13 protein-coding genes are annotated in these 15,039 nt (G+C 66.8%); 9 read left to right on the top strand and 4 right to left on the bottom strand.

Features of this window, described 5'->3' with window-relative positions; translation table 11 throughout:
* The first annotated feature begins 183 nt into the window (after nt 1–183).
* The 4 genes from ACWF9G_RS03160 to ACWF9G_RS03145 all read left to right on the top strand — a co-directional run bounded on the left by ACWF9G_RS03160 (nt 184) and on the right by ACWF9G_RS03145 (nt 4,019).
* Nucleotides 184–984, top strand: coding sequence for a carbonic anhydrase (locus ACWF9G_RS03160; RefSeq protein ID WP_452513303.1), 801 nt, complete (start codon nt 184–186; stop codon nt 982–984).
* Nucleotides 985–1,128: 144 nt separating this feature from the next.
* The gene (locus ACWF9G_RS03155; protein WP_379307688.1) at nt 1,129–1,413 is read left to right on the top strand and encodes a GlsB/YeaQ/YmgE family stress response membrane protein; all 285 of its coding nucleotides are present in this window, start codon (nt 1,129–1,131) and stop codon (nt 1,411–1,413) included.
* Nucleotides 1,414–1,527: 114 nt separating this feature from the next.
* Nucleotides 1,528–2,439: an ABC transporter ATP-binding protein gene (locus ACWF9G_RS03150; protein WP_452513301.1), complete on the top strand. Its 912-nt coding sequence runs from the start codon at nt 1,528–1,530 to the stop codon at nt 2,437–2,439.
* Nucleotides 2,436–4,019 carry an ABC transporter permease gene (locus ACWF9G_RS03145; RefSeq protein ID WP_452513300.1) on the top strand — a complete coding sequence of 528 codons (1,584 nt, stop codon included), beginning with the start codon at nt 2,436–2,438 and terminating at the stop codon, nt 4,017–4,019. The genes ACWF9G_RS03150 and ACWF9G_RS03145 overlap by 4 nt, the downstream gene beginning before the upstream one ends.
* A 7-nt stretch (nt 4,020–4,026) precedes the next feature.
* Here ACWF9G_RS03145 and ACWF9G_RS03140 read toward each other — a convergent pair whose 3' ends face one another.
* Nucleotides 4,027–4,617, bottom strand: coding sequence for a TetR/AcrR family transcriptional regulator (locus ACWF9G_RS03140; protein WP_452513298.1), 591 nt, complete (start codon nt 4,615–4,617; stop codon nt 4,027–4,029).
* Nucleotides 4,618–4,694: 77 nt separating this feature from the next.
* On the opposite strand from ACWF9G_RS03140, the gene ACWF9G_RS03135 reads away from it, so the two are divergent.
* The 3 genes from ACWF9G_RS03135 to ACWF9G_RS03125 all read left to right on the top strand — a co-directional run bounded on the left by ACWF9G_RS03135 (nt 4,695) and on the right by ACWF9G_RS03125 (nt 9,112).
* Nucleotides 4,695–6,002 (top strand): DUF3533 domain-containing protein, encoded by a 1,308-nt coding sequence (locus ACWF9G_RS03135; RefSeq protein WP_452513296.1) that lies wholly within the window; start codon nt 4,695–4,697, stop codon nt 6,000–6,002.
* Between the two features lie 36 nt (nt 6,003–6,038).
* Nucleotides 6,039–7,832, top strand: coding sequence for an AMP-dependent synthetase/ligase (locus ACWF9G_RS03130; protein WP_452513294.1), 1,794 nt, complete (start codon nt 6,039–6,041; stop codon nt 7,830–7,832).
* A 191-nt stretch (nt 7,833–8,023) separates the two neighbouring features.
* Entirely contained in the window at nt 8,024–9,112 is a 1,089-nt protein-coding gene (locus tag ACWF9G_RS03125; protein ID WP_452513292.1) for an MBL fold metallo-hydrolase, read from the top strand.
* Here ACWF9G_RS03125 and ACWF9G_RS03120 read toward each other — a convergent pair.
* Both ACWF9G_RS03120 and ACWF9G_RS03115 read right to left on the bottom strand, forming a co-directional pair.
* Nucleotides 9,099–10,529: an MFS transporter gene (locus ACWF9G_RS03120; protein ID WP_452513290.1), complete on the bottom strand. Its 1,431-nt coding sequence runs from the start codon at nt 10,527–10,529 to the stop codon at nt 9,099–9,101. The genes ACWF9G_RS03125 and ACWF9G_RS03120 overlap by 14 nt on opposite strands.
* Before the next feature lie 48 nt (nt 10,530–10,577).
* On the bottom strand, nt 10,578–11,051 hold the full coding sequence (locus tag ACWF9G_RS03115; protein WP_452513288.1) for a hypothetical protein: 474 nt from the start codon (nt 11,049–11,051) through the stop codon (nt 10,578–10,580).
* A 502-nt stretch (nt 11,052–11,553) separates the two neighbouring features.
* Here ACWF9G_RS03115 and ACWF9G_RS03110 point away from each other — a divergent pair.
* Nucleotides 11,554–12,123, top strand: a complete 570-nt coding sequence (locus ACWF9G_RS03110; RefSeq protein ID WP_379307673.1) for a hypothetical protein — start codon at nt 11,554–11,556, stop codon at nt 12,121–12,123.
* A gap of 442 nt (nt 12,124–12,565) precedes the next feature.
* Complete coding sequence (locus ACWF9G_RS03105; protein WP_452513286.1) at nt 12,566–13,714, top strand: LLM class flavin-dependent oxidoreductase; 1,149 nt, start codon at nt 12,566–12,568, stop codon at nt 13,712–13,714.
* 30 nt (nt 13,715–13,744) lie between these two features.
* On the opposite strand, the gene ACWF9G_RS03100 is transcribed toward ACWF9G_RS03105, so the two are convergent.
* Nucleotides 13,745–14,974: a PucR family transcriptional regulator gene (locus ACWF9G_RS03100; RefSeq protein ID WP_452513284.1), complete on the bottom strand. Its 1,230-nt coding sequence runs from the start codon at nt 14,972–14,974 to the stop codon at nt 13,745–13,747.
* Nucleotides 14,975–15,039: the final 65 nt, after the last annotated feature.

Genomic DNA, 15,039 nt, shown 5'->3' with positions numbered 1-15,039 from the left:
TCACAGGCATAGCCTGATACCCCACGCGCACCCGAAATAGACTGCACTAGAAGGATATTCGGTGCAAATCGGACATGTCCAGTCACCGTTGGCGATGGGCTGGTTTCGACGTGCGCGCACTGCCGTCCCGGGCGACGTCAGCCATCCGGGCCGACGGCAGAATCCTGGCAAGGAGCTGCACCGGTGTCGGTTCGTCACAATGCCCCCAGTCCCGTTCGATCCGTCATGACCCGCCGCGGCGCACTCGCTGCCCTCGCACTACTCGCAGTCGCCGGCTGCGGCGGCTCCGACACGATCACTCCGCACTGGGACTACGACGCCGACGGCCCCGATCACTGGGCCGATCTCGACCAGCACTACGCGACCTGCCGAAATGGCCACGCCCAGTCGCCGATCGACCTGTCCGACGCCACCGAGTCACACCCCGCCGGAAACATCGAGATCGCCTACCGGCCGATCCCCGCGGCCACCCTGACCAACAACGGCCACACCATCCAGGCCACCGTGCCCGCCGACTCCGGCAACCGGATCGTCGTCGACGGCACCCCGTTCTCCTTGGCCCAGTACCACTTCCACCTGCCCAGCGAACACACCGTCGACGGCGCAGAGACCGCCATGGAACTCCATCTCGTGCACACCGACCAGACCGGTCGACTGGCCGTCCTCGCGGTCCAGCTTCGCGCCCAGGACGCGACAGCGCCGCTGAGCCAGGTCCTCACCGCATCACCGGACCGCGTCGGCGCCACCCGCACACTGAGCAATACCGACCCGCGCACATTCCTGCCCGACAACCTCGCGCAGTTCCGGTACCAGGGTTCACTGACCACACCGCCGTGTACCGAAGGCGTGGAATGGATCGTGCTGCGCACCCCGAGTCCTGTCGCGATCGCCGATGTCGACCGGTATCGCGCGCTGTTCCCGCACAGCAACAGACCGACGCAACCCCGCTACGGCCGCCCGGTCGTCCTCGCCGGAACCAACTAGCGGACACGGCCCGCGCGCGATGTTGTGATGTGGCGTCGGTGTGGACACGGTTGGGCCACACGAGGCCGCCCGGGCTGGCACCGACACCCGACGGAGGGAAATGATCGATCGCAATCGGGTTCGCCAGCACAGGAGGTTCCAGCGATGTTCAACGCGATTGTTCAAATCTGTGGGTTCTTGATCATCGGTGCGGTGGTCGGCGTGTTGGCACGTCTGCTCAAGCCAGGCAAAGAGAGCATCAGCATGGGTATGACGTTGGTGATCGGCATGGCGGCCGCGCTCATCGCCGGGGTGATCGCCAGCCTCATCGGCGTCGGATCGATCACCGAACTCAACTTCTGGGGCTTCCTGATCGCGGTCGTCGCCGCGGTCGTGCTGCTGTTCGCCGCGGAATCGGTCGGCGCCGGCAAACACGGGCCGACAGCCTGAACCACCCCGACGCAACGGCGCACCCCCGGGATCCGGGGGTGCGCTTCGTCTGCAGGCCAAGGCACGCACCGCGATCCGCCGCTGCCCCGACTTCGCGAGAACTACCCTGGCAGGATGGCTGCGGCAATCGAAATCTCGAACCTGGTCAAAACGTTCGGACGAACGCGCGCACTGGACGGGCTCGACCTGCAGGTCACCACCGGCGAGGTGCACGGCTTCCTCGGCCCCAACGGAGCAGGCAAATCGACCACCATCCGGGTACTGCTCGGCCTGCTGCGTGCCGACAGCGGCACCGCCATTCTGCTCGGGGGTGACCCGTGGGCGCAGACCGCCGAGCTGCACCGGCGCCTGGCCTACGTCCCCGGTGATGTGAACCTGTGGCCGAACCTGAGCGGCGGCGAGGTCATCGACCTGCTGGGGACCCTGCGCGGCGGCCTCGACGAGAAACGCCGCGCCGAACTGCTCGAACGATTCGACCTGGACCCGACGAAGAAGGGCCGCACCTACTCCAAGGGCAACCGGCAGAAGGTGGCGCTGGTAGCGGCACTGTCCTCCGATGTCGAACTGCTCATGCTCGACGAACCGACCTCCGGGCTCGACCCGCTGATGGAAGCGGTCTTCCAGGAATGCATCGACGAGGTCAAAGAGCAAGGCCGCACCGTCCTGCTGTCGAGCCACATCCTGGCCCAGGTCGAGGCACTGTGCGACCGGGTGACCATCATCCGCCACGGAAAAGCCATCGAATCCGGCACCCTCGCCGACCTGCGCCACCTCACCCGGACCTCGATCACCTGCGAGACGACCCGCCCACCGACCGGCCTCGACGCACTGCCGGGCGTGCACGATCTCGTCGTCGAAGGCAACCGGGCCAGATTCCAGATCGACACCGTCGACCTCGACCAGGCCATCAGCCATCTCACCGGCTTCGGCATCCGAACCCTGACCAGCAGACCACCGACCCTGGAGGAACTGTTCCTGCGGCACTACGGCGACGAACTCGCCGCCTCCGGGGTACCGGAATCATGACAACGCTGACCGGCACCACCACCCTGATCCGCTTCTTCCTGCGCCGCGAACGGATCGCTCTGATCTGCTGGATCCTCGGCGGTACCTTCCTCTACTACTCCCAAGCCGTCGGCGTCGACCTCGCCTACCCGACCCAGGCCGACCTCGATCGGGTCGCCGCCAGCATGGCGGGCAATGCCGCCATAGTGGCCATGGCGGGCCCGCCGCGGGTACTCGACACCATCGGCGGCCAAGTCGCCTTCCAGTCCGCGGCCTTCGGCATGATCGTGGCCGGACTGATGAGCATGTTCCTCATCGGCCGCCACACCCGCTCCAACGAGGAGACCGGCCGCGACGAACTCATTCGCTCCGGCGTCGTCGGCAGGCACGCCGCCTTCACCGCCGCGGCGGTTCTCACCGTCCTGGCAAACCTGATCTACGGGGCCGCGATCGCACTGAGCCTGATCTCCTACGGGTTGCCCGCCGCCGGATCCATCGCCCTCGGCGTCGGCGCCACCTGCGCGGGCCTGGTGTTCATGGCGATCGCGCTGCTGGCCGCCCAGCTCACCGAAAGCACCCGCGCTGTCTACGGCATCACCGGTGCGGCGATCGCGATCTCCTATGTCCTGCGCGCGGTCGGCGATGTGGGCAACGGGGTGCTGTCGTGGCTGTCGCCGCTGGGCTGGGGCCAGGCGATGCGACCCTACGACGGGGAGAGCTGGTGGCCGGTACTGCTGTCGCTGGCCGTCGCTGTCGCGGTCACCGCGGCAGCGCGGCAAGTGCTCGATCACCGCGACTTCGGTGCCGGCGTACTACCGCCACGACCCGGCCCTGCCCGCGCGGGCACCGCCATGCACAGCGCGTTCGGGCTGGCCTGGCGCCTGCAACGCGGTTCCCTGATCGGCTGGTCGATCGGCATGCTGCTCGCGGGTCTGGCATTCGGCTCGATCGGCAACGACGTGGGCGATCTGCTCGGTGACGTCGATCTGGGCGATCTGCTCGGCCAGGAGATGGGCAGTCTGGTCGATGCCTTCTACGCCATGTCGGCAGGCTTGCTGGCATTGATCGGTTCCGGGTACACGATCTCCGCAGGTCTGCGTCCGCGCGCGGAAGAGGCTGCCGGGCGCACCGAACCACTGCTGTCGACGAGCCTGCCCCGGCTGCGCTGGCTGGCCGGGCACACCGTCATCATGCTCGCGGGTTCGGCGGTGGTGCTCGCGCTCGGCGGACTCGGCATGGGGCTGATGTACGGCGTGATCACCGGTGACATGTCCGAGCTGCTGCCCTTGCTCGGGGCATCGGTGACCTATCTGCCCGCGGTGTGGGTGCTCGGCGGAATCACGGTGGCGCTCTTCGGATTCCTGCCCTCGGCCACCTCGGGTGCGTGGATCGCCCTTGGTTTCTGTTTCGTCGTGTTGATGTTCGGCGCGACGCTGAGATTCCCGAGCTGGCTGATGAGCATCTCACCGTTCGACAACATCCCCCTGGTCCCCGCGGTGGCATTCGCGCCGACGCCGGTGCTGGCCACCACCCTGGTAGCGCTCGCCCTGTGCGTCGCGGGCGCGTACGGATTCCGGCGCAGGGATGTGGTGACCAACTGAGCGGCGCTCAGCGGCGGGGGAGTAGCCCCAGGGTCAGGTGCCTGACCAGATCGTCGAGCAGGTCCTCGGAGTCGTAGTCGGCGGTGTAGCCCGAACCGACGAACGTCGCCAAGCCCTGCAGTGCCGCCAAAGCGGTCACGCCGAGACGTTTCGGGTCGCCGGGGACGATCTCACCGGCGGCCTGACCTTCGGCGATCAGCGCGATCGGCACGGCGAAGGCACGGTCGGCGGCGTCCTGGATCTCCGCGGCGCTCGAGCTGTGCCTGCGCGCGAACATCAGGGGGAGCAGTTCGGGATTGTCGACCGCGAAGCGCAGGTAGGCACGGGCGAACGTCTGCAGGCGCGCCGTGATCGGTTCGTCTGTCACGGCCTGCTCGAAGCACGCGCCGAGCCGTTCCAGTCCGGTCACGGCCAGCGCGTCCAGCAGTGCCTGCTTGTCGCGGAAGTGCCTGCTCGGAGCCGCGTGACTGACACCGGTATCGCGTGCCAGCTGACGCAGCGACAGGCCGTCCGCGCCGACTGTGCGCAGCGCCGACTCGGCGTGCTGCAGCAACGCGGCGCGGAGGTCTCCGTGGTGATAGCGCGAGTGCAGGGACATGGTGCTAGCAGGATATCCGACACGCGGCGAATGTTTGCATTGACTACTTTGTAGTCGCTGACTACATTAACGGTGCCATGACTGACAACACCGCGCCGACGCGCCCGCAGAGCAGCATGCCGATCCGCGAGTGGTTGGCACCGATCACGCTGGTCACCGTGCTGGCCGCGCTCCTGGGAACCATGTACCTCGGCTACACCGCCGACCCCGAGAAGCACCTGCACGACTTCCCGATCGCCGTCGTCAACCAGGACGTCGGCGACACCCTCGCAGGCAAACCCGCCAACCTCGGCGCACAGATCACCACCGCACTGAGCGAGAACATCCCCGCCGACAAGATCGACCTGCGCACCGTCGGCATCAACGAAGCCCAGCGCCAACTGCAGAACGGCGAGGTCTACGGCGCCATCGTCATCCCCGGCGACTTCACCAAACGCGTCGCCATCCTCGGCGCCTCGTCGATCGTCCCCGGCGAGGTCGAACAGCCGATCATCTCCGTGCTGACCAACCCCCGCGCAGGCACCCTCGCCGCCCAGATCATGCACACCATCGCCGACCAGGCCATGACCCAGGTCAACACCACCGTCGGCACCCAGCTCTCCCAGCAGGTACACGGCGCGATCGGCGCCACCCCACTCAGCGGAGCGGCGCAACTGCAGCTCACCAAGCCCATCGACGTCGTCGTCACCCCGTACCATCCGCTGCCCGAAGGCACCGGCCAGGGCCTGGCCGCCTTCTTCTACACCCTCGTCCTGCTGATCGTCGGCTTCAGCGGCGCGATGATGATCAACTCCCTCGTCGACGGCTCCCTCGGCTTCATCCCCGCCGAATACGGGCCATGGCACAAGGCGACCACCCCGGCCCGGATCAGCCGCTGGCGCACCCTGCTCATCAAGTGGGGGATCGCCGCGATCAGCGCGCCATTGGCATCCGGGGTGTTCCTCGGCGTCGGCGCCCTGCTCGACATGTCGATCGAGCGACCGCTGCTGCTGTTCCTCTACGGCACACTGGCCATCACCGCCATCGCCATCACCGGACTGTCGGTCATGGCCGCCTTCGGCACCGCGGGCCTGATGATCAACCTCATCGTGTTCGTCGTCCTCGGCATCCCGTCGTCCTCGGGCACCATCCCGCTCGAGGCCACGCCCCGCTGGATCGCCGATCTGGCCGCCTTCGAACCCATGCACCAGATCTATCTCGCCGTGCGCGCCATCCTGTTCTTCGACGGCCACCTCGAAGCGGGCATGAGCCAGGGACTCTGGATGACGCTCATCGGCCTGGTGATCGGACTGGTCATCGGCGCTGTCGCCACCCACACCTACGACCTGCGCGGCCTGCATCGCCTCGGCCTCGACCACAGCCAGGAACCGGCCACCGCGCAGTAGCGGCACCACCGACCGATCATCCAAGGAAGGGCACTCATGCGAGAGTTCGAAGCCCCCGCTTCCTACACCGTGCCGGAGCACGCGAACAATTCCGACAGCGTGTTCCGGCACGCGGAGCACGCGCCCGACACGGTGCTGTTCACTGTCGCGACCGACAGCGGCGACCTCGCCGACGTCACCGCCGCCGAGTTCGCGCAGACCGTCACCGCCGTGGCGAAAGGCCTCATCGCCTCGGGCATCGAACTCGGCGACCGCATCGCCATCATGGCTCCCACCCGCTACGAGTGGGTCGTGCTCGACCACGCCATCTGGGCGGCCGGCGGCTGCACCGTCGCCATCTACGACAGCTCCGCCGCCGAGCAAGCCAAGTGGATCCTGCAGGACTCCGCGACACAGCTGCTGGTGGTCGACAGCGACAAGCACCGCAGGGTCATCGACGAGATCGACCCCGACGCCCTACCCGAGCTGCGCGAAATCCTGCAGATCGACAAAGGCGTCATCGCCGAACTCACCACCCGCGGCGCCGATCTGGACGACCACGCCGTCCACACGCGTCGCGCACAGGTCGGCGCCGCCGCACCCGCGACCCTGATCTACACCTCCGGCACCACCGGCCGGCCCAAGGGGGTGCTGCTCTCGCACGCGAACCTCTATGCCGAGTCGAAGTCCGACCGCATCGCCCTGGAGGAGTTCGTCACCGAGGGCAACAAGACCCTGATGTTCCTGCCGCTGGCGCATGTCTTCGCCCGTGCCGTCACGCTGGCCGCACTCGACGCCAAGGTTGTCGTCGCGTTCAGCTCCGACTGGTCCACGCTCGTCGACCAGTTCGGCGCCTTCCGCCCGAACTTCATCCTCGCCGTGCCGCGCGTCTTCGAAAAGGTCTTCAACGGCGCGAAGCAGAAGGCACACGCCGCAGGCAAAGGCAGGATCTTCGACCGAGCCACCGAGACGGCCATCGCCTGGAGCGAGTCACTCGACAACGGCGGCCCCGGACTCCTGCGCACACTCGAACACGCCCTGTTCGACAAGCTCGTGTATCGCCAGCTGCGCCTGGCCCTCGGCGGACAGTGCGAGGGCGCGGTATCCGGTGGCGGACCGCTCGGCGCGCGCCTCGGCCACTTCTTCCGCGGTGTCGGTATCCCCATCTACGAGGGCTACGGACTCACCGAGACCACCGCCGCGATCACCGTGAACACCCCGAAGAACACCAGGGTCGGCACCGTGGGACGCCCGACCGAGGGCCACGGCATCAAGATCGCCGACGACGGCGAACTCCTGCTGCGCGGCCTCGTCGTTTTCCACGAGTACTGGGGAAACCCCGACGCCACCGCGGACGCCTTCGCCGACGGCTGGTTCCGCACCGGCGACCTCGGCGCCATCGACCGCGACGGCTACCTCACCATCACCGGCCGCAAGAAGGAAATCCTCGTCACCGCCGGCGGCAAGAACGTCTCACCCGGCTCGCTCGAGGACTCGCTGCGCGCACACCCACTGATCGGCCAGGCGATGGTGGTCGGCGACGGCCGCCCCTTCATCGGCGCGCTGATCACCCTCGACCCCGAAGCCCTTCCAGGATGGAAGCAACGCCACAACCTGCCCGCCGACACCCCGATCGAGCAACTCGTCGAGAACCCCGACCTCGTCGCGGAGATCGACGCCGTGGTCGCGGAGACCAACACACTGGTATCCCACGCCGAGGCCATCAAGAAGATCCGCATCCTGTCCGCGGACTGGTCCGAGGCGACAGGCGAACTGACCCCGAAGATGTCACTCAAGCGGGCGGCCGTCATGAAAAAGCACGCCACCGACGTGGACATGATCTACGCCTGAGTCCTCGCGCTGTTGGATCTGGAGTTCGCCGGGGCGCGGGCGGTACTGTGATCAGGCATGTTTCCGGGATGCGGTTCGCCCGCAGCGTTCGTGCCTCGTGCTTCCGTGCTGGAAGGACCCGGTTCATGTGTATGTCCTGCGAGGGCCCAGACAGCGGGCAAGGACATCGAGGCCTGACTCGTCGATCGGCGATGGCTGGGATGGGTTCGGCGGCCACACTGTTCGCAGTCGCGGCATGTGGTTCGTCGAACAACGCGGACAAGACGTCACCGGTCAGCGCCACAGCGACGCCCGCGCCGGCGTCGCCGGTGAAGCTGGGTGTCGTCCTGCTCGGAACCCGCGCCGGGCCCTACGTGCAGGGCGATCGGACCGGAATATCCACGGCTCTGGTTGTCGACGGCCAGGTCTATCTGGTCGACTGCGGCCAATCGTCGGTGTGGCAGTACCACCGCGCCGGATTGAAGTTCGCCGCCTTGAAGAACATCTTCATCACCCACCTGCACGCCGACCATGTGGCCGACTACAACAACTTCTTCATGCTGGGCGGCTCCACCGATGTCCGGGTAGCCGACGGCGTGTCGGCGCCGGTACAGGTCTACGGGCCAGGATCCGCCGGTGGGCTGCCACCCGCTTTCGGCGGAGCAGACCCACCCGTAGCCTCCCCGGGCGATCCGACACCTGGCCTGGCGGATCTGACTCGCCGATGCAACGAGGCGTTCGCCTACAGCAACAACGTGCTCATGCGTGACACCGGCTTGCAGGACACGTCGGCCATCGCGGTCGTCCACGAGATCGCCCTGCCGCAGGTCGGCGCCAGCTACACCGATACGGCACCGGCGACCGCACCGTTCCCGGTCATGACCGACGACCACGTGCAGGTCACCGCGACGCTGGTCCCACACGGCCCGGTATTTCCTTCGTTCGCGTTCCGGTTCGACACCGAATACGGCGCGGTCACCTTCTCCGGAGATACCACCAACTCCGAGAACCTCGTCCAACTCGCCCGCGGTTCACAACTGCTCGTCCACGAGGCGATCAACACCGAGGGCGGAATCCTGTCTCCCGCGGCACAATCACACATGCGCGAGTCACACACCGCGGTGCAGCAGGTCGGCACCATCGCCGCCGGCGCCGACGTCCCCACACTCGTGCTTTCACACATCGCCGACTTCGGCCCCACCGCGACGGTCGATCCGGCGCAATGGACCCGCTGGGCTCAGCAGGGATACTCCGGCGAGGTGATCATCGGCAACGACCAGCAGTCCATCACCCTTCGATAGCAAGCTCGGCCGACGGGACCGATCGACCTGCTCGACGGCCACTCCTGATGGACGCCACCATGCCGAGCGCAGCGAGAACCGCGAACGTCGCGAACAACCATCGTGCCGGGGTCGCGCCGCCCGCATCGGTCGCGTTCACCACCACCCCGGCCAAACCCGCGCCGAAAGCACCGCAGACCAGCTGAACGGTGTTGATCGCCGCGGCGGCCCTGCCACCTTCGCCGGGGTCGTCGACACCGCCCATCGCCCACGCCGAAAGGTGCGGCCACGCCATACCGATGCCGGCACCGGTGAGCAGCAGTGCCAGCACCCAGTCGGCAACGACCCCTGCCGAGGCGTTGTCGACCTGGCCGACCGCCGCCGACATCAAACCGACCGCCATGACCAGTGGTGCCAAGGCGACGATCCGAACGATCGCTCGCGGGCCCGTCACCGACGCACTGACGATCTCACTCATCGTCCACCCGACAGCCAGTGCCACTCCGAGGAAGCCCGCCGCCACGGGCGTGAGATGCGCGAGCCGCTGACCGAAGTAGGGCACGTACATGTCGACCATGGTGGCGGCCATGAGCATGCCGAGCGTCAGATAGACCCACTTCAATGGGCCGGGCCGAAATGCGGTAGGTGGCAACACAGCTGCCGTCGCCCGGCGATCGACGGCGATGAACGCGCCGACAAAGCCTGCCCCGACGACGAGCAGTGCCACCGTCCAGCCGACATTGCGGGGGAGGGCCGCGACGCTGATCGCCAACGCGGCCGAGGCGAGCAGGAGCAGCGACCACACCGGGATCCGGTCCGGTTTTCGCGGTGGCTCGCCCGTGCGTGCAGGCAGAGCGAACGGCACCAGCGCCGCGATGAGTCCGGTCAGGATCAGCAGTGCCCCGAAAGCCCAACGCCACGAACTGGATTGCGCGAACAAACCGCCGGCCGCTGGGCCCAGCAGCGTGCCGACTCCCCACATCGCCGAGACGAGCGCTGAGGCTTTCGTCCACAAGGTCTGCGGAAGAGCCGAGTTGATCACCGAATAGCCCAGGCCCGCGATCATGCCGCCTGCCGCGCCCTGGACGGTCCGTCCCGCCAGCAGGAACTCCATCGTCGGTGCCATCGCACACATCGAGGTGCCGAGACCGAACACGGTCAGCCCCACCAGATACGACCATCGGGCCCCCAGCCGGGCCAGCGTCGCACTCACCGTGGTGGCGGCAATGACGGAGGCGACCAGGTACACGGTGGTCACCCACGCGTAGAGGCGCTGGCCGCCGATTTCGGCCACGGTGCTCGGCAGCAGGCTGATCGTCAGAAATTCGTTGGTGGCGTACAGTCCCACGCCACCGGCCAGCACTGTCGAGGCCGCGAGGTATTTCGGGCCAAGTAGTTCCCGCCAGGTGCCGCTGATTGCCGTCGCCGTACCCGTCATGGCGGTGATGCTACGACCACAACTTTGCTCGAGGTCAACAGTCGCGCGCTACTTCCCCGTGACGCCGGCCAGCCAGCTGATTCCGGGCCAGGACTTGGGCAATCTGATCAAGCCACCCAGTGCCAGCAACACCAGGTCCTCATAGCCCTCGCGCATCTCCGCGAGGTGATCCCAGGCTCGGTGACGCTGGACGGCATCCTCCATATGGTGCAGGGCCCAATGCGCGCATGCCGAGGCTTCCGCGACCCGCGCGATCACTCCGCCCACCGAATCGGTTCCCCGGGGCGTCCCGGCCCGCGGCCGGGGAAGCTGCGCGGCGATCCACGCATCGATCTCGTGGACGACGCCCGCGACTTGCCGGCGAATTATGTCGGCGGACGGGTCACCGAGCCACGCTCGGTACAACGATCCCAGCGTTCCCGCCCACTGCGCCAGCGGGCAATCACTGTCGGTGGATCCACTGACCGCACGCAGCAGATCCTGCGGTGACAGAAACGGACCGTACTGCGGAGGCACACGCAAACCGGGACTCTCCACCATTGTCCGAGTCACCTGGCGAGCTGGTTCGGCGTTACCCGAGCCATCCTCGATATTCGAGGTGCGAGATGCACACTTCTATCGACATACACGATGATCTCCTGAAACAGGCACGTCGAAGGTGAACCACACGCCTGTGAAGAATTAGCTTTCTCCTAGGTTGGGACGGACACCGCTGTCCTTCCGCGAGATCCCGCGTGATCAGGGATACTGGGCGCTTGCCCAGCCATCCGGGTACGCGGTACTCGCGAGTAACAAGGTAGCAGTCATGTGACGAAGCACACCAACTCCTCCGCGAAGTCTCAGCAAACTCTCATGTAACGCGACGGGCATGGAGGCGATGACGCAGACCGATGCCGACCGACGACCCCGCAAACTGCCCGCAGGCGGCGGGGCGACGACGCGGCATCCCATACACGACACGATCGACAGAGTTCGACTCGCCTGTTTTGTAATCGATTGTGCCGCAACATGATTCAATGCTCGAATGCAGAATCGTCCCTACCGCGTGCACCAGCACGCACTTGGAGTGGTCAGCCAGTGCGTCACTGTCGCCGACCGATTGACCGCGTCGATGCGTTGTCTCGACGCCCTGGTCGAGGGCGTGATCGGCGAGGATCCGACAGCACGTGCCGAGTTCGACCACTACCTCGTGGCCGCGGGCGCATCGATCGCCTCGGTCGAAACCGTCGGCAGACGAGTAGTCGCCGAGCTCGAAGAGTGCGCACGAGTGCCGGCACCCACGGTCCAACGCAACGCAGTGGCCGGTCAGCGCAACCGATGGGCGGGCTCGGTCGGCGCGATCCTGTTGACCGAACACCTACGATCCTTGACCGCGCTGTGCCATGCCACCAACGCCAGTGGCTGCTCTGCCGGACTGGCCGCAATACGTGACATCCTCGCCGATTCCTCGCCCGACGGGCGACTGCTGCGCGCGAGCATCCTCCGCACCGGCGCGGCGGCGAAGACCCTTCAAGGCATCGCCGACGATCTCTTGGCGGTCGCGCACATGTTCGGCGACGCACTGATCCAGGGCGAGGAATTCAACTACTCCTGAGTTCCTTCCCCAGCCCCACTAATTCGTCACAGTGACGAATTAGTGGGGCTGGGGAAGTGGAGGGGGAGTGTCGAGCCCGGGCCTCCGATTCCTCGGATTCGGCAATTCGTGTGCATTCCGGGCCCCAGATCGGCCGATTCGAACATTCATCATGAGCGGTCGTCAATTGACTCGGCGTCGAAAATCGCTCAATTCGTCGTCAGATCGCCGAAGCGCCTGCGTCAGCGGAGAACGAACGGTCGCGCGCGCACGCAACACGGTCGTGGACGCTCCGGCGCCGACGCGACAGTGATTGGCGCACACTGCAACACAGCACGCACTGCAAAAACATCCGAAAACCTCACCTGACCGCTTTCGTTCAAACGCCGATAATGCACATTATGTCAAGTAACGGTCGGATACGCCTCTACCCCAGCAGTCGACTTCGTCGCACAATGAATGCATGACTCATGGGTTTCGTACAGGTTTGGCGGACCCTGGAATGGTGCCGCGCTTCCTCCCCGACTTTCTGCTGCGGAATAGTCAGATGCTCGCGATTGCCGCGGGTTGCGACTCGCTGTGGATGCCGGATCATCTGATCGCTGCCTTTCCCGCTTCGATCTGGCAGCCGAAGTATGTCGGCGGTGCACGGCTCGCGGACAAGGCGAACGCCTTTTACGAGCCGTGGACGGTTCTCGGCTACCTCGCTGCTCGCAATCGTGTCGCCCGTAAGCGGCTCGGTGTCGCGGTCACCGACGCCGGCCGTCGGAATCCGGCGGTGACCGCGCAGGCGGCGGCATCACTGCACCTGTTGAGCCGTGGGCGCGCGATTCTCGGGATCGGTCCGGGTGAGCGCGAGGGAAACGAGCCGTACGGGGTGGACTGGTCGAAGCCGGTGGCCCGGTTCGTGGAAGCGGTGGCCACGATCCGCTGCCTGTGGGATTCCGGCGGCGAACCGGTCAGCCGGGACTCGGAGTACTTCCCTCTCCATGATGCGGTCTTCGACGTTCCGCCGTACAAGGGCACCCGGCCCGAGATCTGGATCGGTGCGCACGGGCCTCGGATGCTGCGGGCCACCGGACAGTACGGCGACGCCTGGTGCCCCGCGTTTCCGCAGCTGCCGAAGGAATACGCGGAGAAGCTCGATCTCGTGCGGAGCGCCGCGTCGGATGCCGGCCGTGACCCGTCGGCGATCCTTCCGGCTGCCTACTTCTGGATGCTGGTCGGCCGCAGTCCGGCCGAAGTCGACGAGTTGATGGGAGCCGTGGTGCCGCGAGCGATGTCTCTGGTCGCGCCGGCCGGGATGTGGAGGCGGCATGGCGTCGAGCATCCACTCGGCCCGACGTTCAGTGGTCTCCAGGACATACTCCCCCAGACCATCGACGAGGAAACGGCGCTCGCCTACGCGAAGCTGGTGCCGCCGTCGCTGGTACGCGAGGTTTTCGTCGTCGGCACGCCCGCCGAGATTCTGGAGCAGATGGTCGAGCGCCGCGATCACGGTGTGCGGTACGCCGTGGCCATGAATTTGAGTCCCATGCATCCGAGCTTGCGGACGGGCCTGGGTGCGTCGGTTCCCTTCCTGCAGGTCATGCGCGGGCTTCGTCGGCTGTGAGTCTGTGCGGCGGGCACAAACCGCGCGGACTCAGATCGGTGCGGTGAGCACGTGGCGGTACCAGCGGCACACCCCGAGGGCGAAGCGGAGCTCGAAGTTGTCTGTGTCCACAGCGATTCCGTACCGGCCGGTGAGTTGCTGGATGCGGTATTGGACGGTGTTGCGATGGACCTGGAGTACCCGGGCGGTGCGTGAGTAACTGCCGCTTTCGGCGAGAAACACTTCCAGGGTGTGGCGCAGTAGTTCGGTCTTGGCGTTGTCGACCGCGAGCGGTCCGAGGACGCGGTGGACGAGATCGGCGAGTTCCTCCGGCTCGTCGGCCAGGAGCGCGAAGGGCGCGACCGCGTCGAAATCGATGACGGCGGGTGCGGACTGCCCGGCGGCCACGGCCAGTGCCTTCGCCCGCGCCGCGCTGCGGGCCGTGCGCCGGAATCCCGGTACTCCCCCGCCGACGGATCCGAAGGCGACGCGCACGGGCAGGCCGGCGGCCTTGATCTGGTCGGTGAGCCGGTCGAGCGAGAACTCCTCGGCGGGAACCCACACCCGCATGTCGCGGTCGCCGGTGGTCGCGACCATGTCGGTGCCGCCGCCGGGGAGGGTCGCGGCGATCAGCTGGCGTGTCAGCTCGAGAGCGCGCGCGGCGTCCGCGCCGGCGGCGCCCGCCTGCGTCCATACCTCGGCCGCCAGGTGCTGTCGGTCGAGGCGGTAGCCCAGCGCTGCTTCGGCGGCGGGGAGGTCGATGTCGTCGCCGTCGAGGAGCCGGGTGATCCACTGCTGGCGGGCCGCTTGGCGGCTGCTGAGCCAGCGATCGCGTTCGGTCTCGTAGATTCGGCCCATCGAGGAGTTGAGGCGGTCCAGGTAGGTGCCCGCGAATCGGAGCAGCTCCGCGATCCGGGCGGCCTGGTCGGTGCTCGGCACGGCGAGGATCAGTCCGATGGCCGCGTCCAGCATCCGGTATTGCCCCAGCCCGTAGGCGCGCAGGAGCACGGTCAGCGGTACGCCGCGCCGGGCGAGGCGCTGGGCGTAGGCCGCGGCGCCCGCGGGTGGGGCGACGGTGGCCGGATCGATATTGTTGGCCAGGACATACTGCACGAGGGCGATGTTCTCGGCGATGCTGGCGGCGCGCATCTCGGCGAGGTCGAAGGCGATGTCGGTGACCGGGATCATCTGCTCGGTCACCCGGATGAGGTCGTCGGTGATCGATACGGTCTGTGGACCCAGCGCCTGACCGACCCACACCAGTGATCCGTATGTCGCCACGGGTGGCGCTCCGTCCGTTGAACAAAAACTGTCGACGATATTGTGCCATGCGCACAAATTTCAGC

Source organism: Nocardia sp. NPDC055029, from assembly GCF_053608525.1.
This window is presented reverse-complemented; position numbering and strand designations above follow the sequence as displayed.

Coding starts and splice junctions, on each gene's coding strand:
- ACWF9G_RS03155 (WP_379307688.1), top strand. CDS start 1,129: ATGTTCAACGCGATTGTTCAAATCTGTGGGTTCTTGATCATCGGTGCG.
- ACWF9G_RS03150 (WP_452513301.1), top strand. CDS start 1,528: ATGGCTGCGGCAATCGAAATCTCGAACCTGGTCAAAACGTTCGGACGA.
- ACWF9G_RS03145 (WP_452513300.1), top strand. CDS start 2,436: ATGACAACGCTGACCGGCACCACCACCCTGATCCGCTTCTTCCTGCGC.
- ACWF9G_RS03140 (WP_452513298.1), bottom strand. CDS start 4,617: ATGTCCCTGCACTCGCGCTATCACCACGGAGACCTCCGCGCCGCGTTG.
- ACWF9G_RS03135 (WP_452513296.1), top strand. CDS start 4,695: ATGACTGACAACACCGCGCCGACGCGCCCGCAGAGCAGCATGCCGATC.
- ACWF9G_RS03130 (WP_452513294.1), top strand. CDS start 6,039: ATGCGAGAGTTCGAAGCCCCCGCTTCCTACACCGTGCCGGAGCACGCG.
- ACWF9G_RS03125 (WP_452513292.1), top strand. CDS start 8,024: ATGGCTGGGATGGGTTCGGCGGCCACACTGTTCGCAGTCGCGGCATGT.
- ACWF9G_RS03120 (WP_452513290.1), bottom strand. CDS start 10,529: ATGACGGGTACGGCGACGGCAATCAGCGGCACCTGGCGGGAACTACTT.
- ACWF9G_RS03110 (WP_379307673.1), top strand. CDS start 11,554: ATGCAGAATCGTCCCTACCGCGTGCACCAGCACGCACTTGGAGTGGTC.
- ACWF9G_RS03105 (WP_452513286.1), top strand. CDS start 12,566: ATGACTCATGGGTTTCGTACAGGTTTGGCGGACCCTGGAATGGTGCCG.